The organism is Lentilactobacillus sp. TOM.63, from assembly GCF_030361045.1.
GTDB classification, from domain to species: Bacteria; Bacillota; Bacilli; order Lactobacillales; family Lactobacillaceae; genus Lentilactobacillus; species Lentilactobacillus dabitei.
The window spans coordinates 1-7,222 of record NZ_JAUCAP010000099.1; the positions used below are offsets into that span (position 1 = coordinate 1).

Consider the following 7,222-nt stretch of genomic DNA (forward strand, 5'->3'; position numbering starts at 1 on the left):
TTCTAACGAGAAACAAAAAATCTGTCATCAGTAATAGATAAAATCTATTACCAACAACAGATATTGTAGAACCGTTATTTTACACTGCTTAGATGAAATTCGAGCTAAAGCACTTATTGGGTATACTGGGGTCGAACCAGTAAATTACGGATTCAGAGTCCGTTGCCTTACCATTTGGCGAATACCCAATGAACATCACAACTAAATAGTTTATCGATTTTTTGGCTTTTTGTCAACATTATATTTATTCTTTCTTAGTTGACAAACCCCGCCAATTTAGATAAACTATTTAAGTGAGTTTGATAGCATTGCCCGCTGGTCAAACTGGTTTAAGACGTCGCCCTCTCAAGGCGGAGTTACGGGTTCGAGCCCCGTGCGGGTGATAGATTGATGAATATGCAAGTACAGAGAAGCCACCAAACGTTGATAGTTCAATGTTTGGTGGCTATATTTATGCACTCAAAAACCTTTCATATGCAAAACGATCGGGCCAAATCCAGATAGAATTTTCCAATCAAAAGTCCAGGTCTAGTTTGGGTCTATTTTTTTCCAAATTGAAAAAACACCAATGATTTCTCATCAGTGCCTTTCGATTAAAGCCGTTTATTCAATTTCTTCCCAATTTCTTCAAATCCAGGTTTACCCAGCAAGCCAAACATATTAGTCTTGTAAGCTTCCACACCGGGTTGATTAAATGGATTAATGCCATTCAAATAACCAGAAATAGCGATGGCGACCTCGAAGAAGTAAATCAAGTAACCAAGGGAATATTCACTCTCATCAGGCAGATGAACAGTCATCACTGGCACACCACCGTCTGTATGAGCCAATACAACGCCCTCATAGGCCTTTGTGTTAACCCAATCGAGATCCTTACCCTCTAGGTACTTCAAACCGTCAAGATCCTTCTCTGCGCTTGGAATCGTAACATCGCTAACCGGCGAATCCAATTTAACGACAGTTTCAAATAAGTTACGCAGACCTTCTTGGATGTATTGACCAAATGAATGCAGATCGGTCGTAAAGTTAGCTGATGACGGATAAATCCCTTTATTGTCTTTGCCTTCTGATTCACCAGCAAGTTGCTTCCACCATTCGGCAAACATCCGCAGATTCGGTTCATAATTCTCAAGAATCTCCGTTGTGAAGCCTTTGCGATACAAAATGTTTCGTAAAGCCGCATAACGATACGCATCATTCTTCTTCAAATCAGGATCTGTATACGCATTTTGAGCATCAGCAGCCCCATTTAGGATATCAACAATGTTACCGCCTGAAACGGCAATTGGTAGCAAGCCAACCGGCGTCAAAACAGAATAACGGCCACCAACACCATCTGGAATGATAAATGACTCCCAGCCATTCACATCAGCTTCGTGACGCAATGCCCCATGAGCTTTATCAGTTGTTACATAAATTCGTTGATTGGCTTCTTTTTCTCCATACTTTTCAATCAGTTTCTCTCTGAAAACCCGAAAAGCAATTGCTGATTCTGTGGTCGTTCCAGACTTAGAGATCATGTTAATGGAGAAATCATCGTCACCAACTAATTCCAGCAAATCGTTCATATACGATGAGCTCAGAGAGTTACCAACAAATTCAACTTGAGTAGCTTGATTTTTACGTTCATAAAAGTTCTTGTGTAAAAAGTTAACGGCCATTTGGGCGCCTAAATATGACCCACCAATTCCGATAGTGATGAGATACTTTGAATCACTTTGAATCTTTTTAGCGTCCTTTTGAATCCGATCAACTTCTTCATGATCGTACTTGGTTGGCAGCTCCAGCCAATCGCGGAAGTCACTTCCGGCTCCGGTTCCCTGACGAAGTTCGTCGTTTGCAGCATTGATCATTGCTTGCAATTCAGGTAATTCATTCTCATGGACAAACTTGGAAAGTTTAGAGCTATCAAATTTAATATAAGACATTGTAAAACCTCACCTTTTTAATAAAATATGATACCTAATTAATCACTGCTCCCAGACGTGTGTTTTTTCTTTTCAGCAGCCGTCTGGTCAGGGAAAATAATCGTAAATGTCGACCCCTTCCCCTTTTTGGATGCTACTGAAATTTTACCACCATGTGACTTAACCAGCTGATGAACGATCGCTAATCCTAAACCAGATTCGCCGTACTTACCGCTTCTTCTCGAGGCATCAGCTTTGTAGTACCGTTCAAAAATGTTCTTCTGTTGATCTTGGGTCATCCCGATACCGGTATCGGCAATTTTAACAATTGTCTCGTTATATCCCCGTTCACCGGTAATCGTGATTGTCCCCTTGTTTGTGAACTGAATCCCGTTGGTCACAATGTTAAAAACAATCTGAACAAAACGGTCATAATCGGCATAGATCGGCAAGTCATCCGGGGCATTTAAAATCAACTTGTCACCGGACTCTTGAGCCTTATTTGTCAGCTGATCAACAATGTTACCAAAGACCTTGGTTGCGTTAAAGTGTCGTTTATCCAACTGAATTGAATTCGACCGGATCTTCTCAAAATCCAAGTTTTCGTTCACCAACCGAATCAAACGTTGGGTTTCTTCGCTCATCAGTTCGATACTCTTTGTTCGCGACTCCTGGGGAATGACATCATACTTAATTCCTTCAAGAATCCCAGAAATAGTCGTTAACGGCGTCCGCATTTCATGAGCAGCATCGGCCAAAAACTCTTGGCGGCGTTCCTCTTGACGCTGGATTTCGATATTCGCTCGTTCGAGGGACGCGGTCATGTGATTAAAGTCGTTAATCAGCTCGCCAATTTCATCTTTACCACCAGGCTTCAGTCTGACCTTATAATTCCCGTTGGAAACTTGATTGGCACCACTTCTCAGCATCGCAATCCGTCGATTTAAGCGCCGAGCAATAAAGAAACTGATAACCATCGAGATGACCAAAGCAACCAAGAGCCCCTTTAGTAGATCACGATTAATTCTGGCAACGTTCGAATTAACGTCAGAAATAAACGCCCCGGCAGTCACAGCAGCCACTAACCGTTTCTTATAATAATATGGTTTGACGACTTCAATCATCGCTGGTCGGGTCTTCCCGTTTTTGAGCTTTGAATTCTTATTATTCACTTTTCGGACAATCTGATCTTTTTTCAGGTGCTTCCAATCGTTTTGCGTAATCTGCGGTGAAATCCCATCAGCTGGATAAACAACTTGGTTCTTAGCTGAGAAAACCGTAAAATGAACTGACTGATTCTCTAAAATTGACTGAGTTGTCTTAATTTTGTCTAAGTTAAAAGTCACTCTGCCGTTATGTTTACCATCCACTTTTAATGAATGCTGAATCAAACTGTCAGAATACTTTTCCAAGCTGCTCCAGGTGTTGTCATACACAAATGTTTTGGACATTCTGCTAAAGGATAGTCCCAGAAGAACGATGGTAATTGCAATCACCAAAAAGAACGCCATCAGTTGCTGGTAAATCATTTTCATTATTTACTATCCACTTCACTATCGTCAAATTTGTAACCAACGCCCCAAACAGTTTGGATCACTTGAGGTCCTACCCGTTCAATCTTTTGGCGGAGTTTTTTGACGTGGGCGTCAACTGTCCGTTCGTCACCATAATATTCATAATCCCAAACCAGTTCCAGCAATTGCTCCCGAGAAAACACCTGACGGGGCTTTTGAGCCAAGGTTTTTAGAAGTTCAAATTCCTTTGGCGTTAAATCTGGGATTAATTTGTCGTCAAGATATGCTTCACGCGTGTTGGTGTTCAATTTAAAATGTTTGGTAGTAATTTGGAAAGCATCATTTTCGCTTTGTTGATCTTCAACTGCGGCTTGCTGTTCAGTGTGCGCACGTCGTTGCAATGCTTTGATCCGAGCAACCAGCGTAATCGGTGAAAAAGGTTTGGTGACATAATCATCCGCACCCATTTCAAACCCCAGGACTTGGTCACTATCAGAATCTCTGGCGGTCAACATAATAATTGGAACCGTTTGGGACTTTGCTCGAATTTCTTTGGCAACTTCCATCCCATCTTTTTTGGGCAAATTCAGGTCCAATGTGATCATATCCCAACTTTCGGGATCCTCATTGAACATCTTAACGGCTTCAATGCCATCATATGCAAAGGAAACATTCCAGCCTTCTTTTTGGAAAAACATCTGCATCATTTCTGAAACGGACTTATTATCTTCAATCATCAATAATTTCATTTTAATTACCACCCCTAATAACTGATTGCTTCTAAGTTGCCGCGTTTCCAGTGCTTTCTCAAGTGGTTTTGGGAGATAGATTCTAGTCGGCCGGTCCACGGATCATTATAGTAGTACAACTTTCGATTAAATCCAGTCAAAACAATCAGGCTGGATTTTAAATTATCTAGTCCAGCCACTTTAATGACAACCGGCCTTCTTCTGAGCAATTGTTTATTGAGCTGCCGAAAATTTGCCCGACTCAGATCCCTAATTGAATGGGTTTGAGAAATAATTAATTCACTCAAATCAATTAAATTATCAGACTGTTTGCGCCATTTTTCAACCGCTGCTTTGAGCGCCTCATCGGTGATAGACGCATTGGCACTCGTTAATAACATTTTAACTGCTGCACACTCATTATCAATGTCGGATTGGGTTGCTTGCTTAACCGGTTGAACCGCTAACCTTCTAAAAGTCTTTCGAATATTGCGTTTTGGCAACCACCCGACTAAATCATCCCGGGTAAAATGATACCAAATTTGTTTGTTAAAAAAACTGATCTGGTCAATCAAGAAATCTTGTGCCTTGATATCATCGGGAACTTTTACCCGATCATCTAACATTACATTTTTTTCAGTGTTAGTTGCTAAATACCAGTGTTCTCCTGGAATTCTCCGCAAACGAACGAAGAATCGATTTGTTTTCTCATTGGCAATAGTCGTTTTTTCCAATCATCTCACCCCATATGTATTCTATTTTACCAATAAAATAACAAACTTGCTTGAAAACTAAGCAGATTGTTATCATAATATAGTATTGTTTGATTATCAAAACTACTTAAGAATAGGATGGTTTAACCTATGTATAAAGGAATTGCCTTTTTTGATCTGGATCATACGCTGTATAATGAACAAACCAAAGTAGATCCAGAAGTTGCTGACGCGATGCACCAACTGAAAGCAAATAACGTTTTACCGGTTATTTCAACCGGCAGAAACTTGTTTGAGATTCCTACGACAATAAAGCAGACCGGCATTGACACGGTTGTCTCAGCCAATGGTAGCTACGTTATCTTTGAAGGCAAGCCGGTGTACAAAGCTGTCCTGCCAAAGAACGTTGTGAACAATTTTGTCAATTTCGCCCAAGGTTTTGACGAAGCAACCACAGTTATGAATAGCCAAGATGCCCGAATTAATTTTATTAACGAAATTGTTGAGGGCAATTATCATTTCATCAACTCTCGTAAGCCTCCGTTGGGTGTTAGTGACTTTATTGAACATAATGAGATTGTCATGATGTTAATTAATACAAAAGGCCCCGACAAGCGCTACATCGATAAATTCAGCGACACGCTTACTTTCTTTAGGAATACCCCATTTAGTATGGATATTGTTGCCAAGGGGAGCTCTAAAAAACGGGGCATCCAGGAACTCATCAAGAATGCCAACCTTGATGGTATTCCAACGTATGCATTTGGAGACGGAAATAATGATATCCCAATGCTAGACTATGTAGATCATCCCGTTGTCATGGGTAATGGGCTTGACCGGGTCAAAGAATACGCTGAATATATTACCACCAAGAATTCTGACCACGGCATTGTGAATGGATTGAAACACTATGATTTACTTTAAGTAAAACGATGACTTGCACGACCCACCTTTTTCATGCTATACTCCAAGGCGGTGCCAAACCACGGTGAGTTCGTAACGATCGGCGCGAGAGCGTTCAGAAGGTCGAAGCGGCTCACCATTTTTGTGGAGTGAGCTAAAAAGCGCTTAGCAATCGGAGTGTAAGTCTCCTTTTGCTGAATTCCCGAATTTGGAATTTGACAAAAAGTGCTTACAGGCAGATTGTTGCTTTTTAGCTCACATTTCGGCAATGTTGCCCAGAGAAACAGGAATACATGAGAAGTACACTTGCTTTGTTCGGCGCTTGCATGCAGGTCATTGTTTTTTAGCCCGCGTTTCGGCAATTTCACGATGAGGCTTCCAGAAACCCCAGTCCCAAATTTCGATCGCCAGCGCCGCCACCTCACCAGATCAATGTTAAACTGAACTTGTAATAGAATGATTCCAAGGAGATGTGGTTTATGCAGGATCAAACACCCTCAAGGCTTCAACGACAACAATCCAAGAAGCAAAATCAACATGCCAAGCATACCAAACTTTATATTCTAATTGCCGTATTAGCAATTATTTTAGGTGGCGCCCTTTACATTGGTCATCAAGTCCATGAATTGACCGACGCGCAACGCCAAACCAACACCATTTTGGATAAACCAATTAAACAAACGATCGTCAAAGTCGTTAAACCAAAATTACCAGCAGAAATTCGGCCACAAGTTGTCCGAATTATTGAAGAAGAACCTCTATATAGATTACAGCAGGCTGCTGACAATCCAACGACGTTCCAGCAAATTGCTAATAAATATCAGGTGCCGGAGAACTATGTCACCCCAGCCAAACAGCATTGGTTCAGTGCTCAAAACGAGGCCTTACGAGCTGATATTTACCACGCCCAACTCATTCAATTGATGTCTGAACTCCGGCAGTTGAATAACGCCTCATCAAGTTCTCAGTAACCTGAGGGCTTTTTATTTTCGGCAACCCTTTTTATCCGCTCCTATTCATATCCTGACATTTTTTACTAATCTTATTATTAAAATTACCACATGATCAGAGGCAAGTGAAGGCGGTTTCCCAACAATATGAACTTCAAAGACAGCAATTTTTATCTTCTACTCAGCAGAATGGCTCATTCAATCACAGTCAAAAAGTTAAAGCTATTAACCGGTATTGAACAACGGGAAGTCTATGCTATCTTCAATAAACTGTTGATGCAGTATGATGTGCCAATCGGTGCCATGCGTGAAGGCAGTCGGGGCTACTTTATTATTGCCAACGAGGAAAAGCGCAAACAAAGCCTTGCCCCACTACAAAGCCACACGGCAAACATGGAATGACACATCCGCAAATTGAAACAAATTAAAATCTTGAATTTACACTTTAAGTGCAACACTAATTAAATAAAGAATGGCCCATGGCCAAATTTCTGTAAAATGATGTTT

Annotated in this window: 8 protein-coding genes and 2 tRNA genes; 4 read left to right on the forward strand and 6 right to left on the reverse strand. The window is 41.0% G+C overall.

The genetic code is table 11. From position 1 onward, the window contains the following. Nucleotides 1-116 precede the first annotated feature (116 nt). Nucleotides 117-188 (reverse strand) — tRNA-Gln (locus QUF07_RS12655). Between the two features lie 121 nt (nucleotides 189-309). On the opposite strand from QUF07_RS12655, the gene QUF07_RS12660 reads away from it, so the two are divergent. Beyond that, nucleotides 310-383, forward strand: a tRNA-Glu gene (locus QUF07_RS12660). A 210-nt stretch (nucleotides 384-593) separates the two neighbouring features. On the opposite strand, the gene QUF07_RS12665 is transcribed toward QUF07_RS12660, so the two are convergent. From QUF07_RS12665 to QUF07_RS12680, 4 genes are read right to left on the reverse strand one after another with little or no spacing between them, the layout of a single operon-like run. Next, nucleotides 594-1,928: a glucose-6-phosphate isomerase gene (locus tag QUF07_RS12665; RefSeq protein ID WP_217161856.1), complete on the reverse strand. Its 1,335-nt coding sequence runs from the start codon at nucleotides 1,926-1,928 to the stop codon at nucleotides 594-596. A gap of 38 nt (nucleotides 1,929-1,966) precedes the next feature. After that, nucleotides 1,967-3,442, reverse strand: coding sequence for an ATP-binding protein (locus QUF07_RS12670; RefSeq protein ID WP_289427717.1), 1,476 nt, complete (start codon nucleotides 3,440-3,442; stop codon nucleotides 1,967-1,969). After that, complete coding sequence (locus QUF07_RS12675; RefSeq protein ID WP_054746517.1) at nucleotides 3,442-4,170, reverse strand: winged helix-turn-helix domain-containing protein; 729 nt, start codon at nucleotides 4,168-4,170, stop codon at nucleotides 3,442-3,444. Before QUF07_RS12675 ends, QUF07_RS12670 begins: the two co-directional genes overlap by 1 nt. 14 nt (nucleotides 4,171-4,184) lie before the next feature. Then, nucleotides 4,185-4,883, reverse strand: a complete 699-nt coding sequence (locus QUF07_RS12680; protein ID WP_217342414.1) for a C39 family peptidase — start codon at nucleotides 4,881-4,883, stop codon at nucleotides 4,185-4,187. Nucleotides 4,884-5,012: 129 nt separating this feature from the next. On the opposite strand from QUF07_RS12680, the gene QUF07_RS12685 reads away from it, so the two are divergent. Then, entirely contained in the window at nucleotides 5,013-5,786 is a 774-nt protein-coding gene (locus QUF07_RS12685) for a Cof-type HAD-IIB family hydrolase (protein WP_217161850.1), read from the forward strand. Here QUF07_RS12685 and QUF07_RS12690 read toward each other — a convergent pair. Continuing rightward, nucleotides 5,783-6,133, reverse strand: coding sequence for a hypothetical protein (locus QUF07_RS12690; protein WP_217161950.1), 351 nt, complete (start codon nucleotides 6,131-6,133; stop codon nucleotides 5,783-5,785). The genes QUF07_RS12685 and QUF07_RS12690 overlap by 4 nt on opposite strands. 111 nt (nucleotides 6,134-6,244) lie before the next feature. On the opposite strand from QUF07_RS12690, the gene QUF07_RS12695 reads away from it, so the two are divergent. After that, on the forward strand, nucleotides 6,245-6,736 hold the full coding sequence (locus tag QUF07_RS12695) for a hypothetical protein (RefSeq protein ID WP_217161848.1): 492 nt from the start codon (nucleotides 6,245-6,247) through the stop codon (nucleotides 6,734-6,736). 126 nt (nucleotides 6,737-6,862) lie between these two features. Then, nucleotides 6,863-7,117: a hypothetical protein gene (locus tag QUF07_RS12700; RefSeq protein WP_217342415.1), complete on the forward strand. Its 255-nt coding sequence runs from the start codon at nucleotides 6,863-6,865 to the stop codon at nucleotides 7,115-7,117. Nucleotides 7,118-7,222: the final 105 nt, after the last annotated feature.

Coding starts and splice junctions, on each gene's coding strand:
- QUF07_RS12665 (WP_217161856.1), bottom strand. CDS start 1,928: ATGTCTTATATTAAATTTGATAGCTCTAAACTTTCCAAGTTTGTCCAT.
- QUF07_RS12670 (WP_289427717.1), bottom strand. CDS start 3,442: ATGAAAATGATTTACCAGCAACTGATGGCGTTCTTTTTGGTGATTGCA.
- QUF07_RS12675 (WP_054746517.1), bottom strand. CDS start 4,170: ATGAAATTATTGATGATTGAAGATAATAAGTCCGTTTCAGAAATGATG.
- QUF07_RS12685 (WP_217161850.1), top strand. CDS start 5,013: ATGTATAAAGGAATTGCCTTTTTTGATCTGGATCATACGCTGTATAAT.
- QUF07_RS12695 (WP_217161848.1), top strand. CDS start 6,245: ATGCAGGATCAAACACCCTCAAGGCTTCAACGACAACAATCCAAGAAG.
- QUF07_RS12700 (WP_217342415.1), top strand. CDS start 6,863: ATGAACTTCAAAGACAGCAATTTTTATCTTCTACTCAGCAGAATGGCT.